The organism is Enhygromyxa salina (assembly GCF_002994615.1).
Lineage (GTDB): Bacteria > Myxococcota_A > Polyangia > Nannocystales > Nannocystaceae > Plesiocystis > Plesiocystis salina_A.
The window spans coordinates 1-662 of record NZ_PVNK01000183.1 but is presented as its reverse complement, the minus strand read 5'-3'; the positions used below and the strand labels follow the sequence as shown (position 1 = coordinate 662).

The following is a 662-nucleotide window of genomic DNA, read 5'->3' as shown; positions in this document are numbered from 1 at the left end:
CCATGAGCCCCCTCTCAGGGGGCCACGCATTCGAGGGCCAAGCTCATACCAGCCCACCGAGAGAGGGAGCGCAGCGACCGAACGACCGGCCGCTTGCGGCCGTGCGTGGCAGAGTCGCCAACGCCCAGGGGGGTCTAAGGAAGCAACTTCTCGGCGACCCACTTGCGGGTGAAGATCGTGGTCGCCTGGTAGCTGCGCTTGACCTCCTCGACGACGTGCTTCTCGACCTTGCCGCCGACGAGCGCGACGCGGCACTCGCAGGTCGCCTTCCAGATCCGGTCGAGCTTGTTGTCGCCCTTGGCGACGAGGCGGTAGGTGCCCTTGGTCGTGAACTTGTCGGCGAAGAAGTTGGGGATCGTGACGACGTGCATGAGGTTGTCGCCGCGGCGCCAGGTGTTGCGCTCTTCGTAGCGGATCGCGTCCTTGACCAGCTTGCGCAGGGCCGAGGGCACGTCGCGCTTGGGGGTCAGGCGCTGGATCCGTTCGATGGTCTCGTCGGGACCCTCGCCCTTGCGCTCGAACTTCAAGACCTCGCGCTCCATGTCGAGGGCCTTCCACAGCGCGACGTTGTACTCCTCGCTGAAGAACATGTCCCAGTACTTGTCCGGGGTGGTCGCAAACTCGTCGACGATCTCGTACTCGATCATGGCGGGGGCTCGGCT

General features: G+C 65.3%; 1 protein-coding gene. It reads right to left on the bottom strand.

The window, feature by feature from the left end:
- Positions 1 to 134 precede the first annotated feature (134 nt).
- Positions 135 to 662 (bottom strand): DUF2505 domain-containing protein (locus tag ENSA5_RS21060; RefSeq protein ID WP_219906828.1); only part of this gene is annotated, 528 nt, incomplete at its 5' end.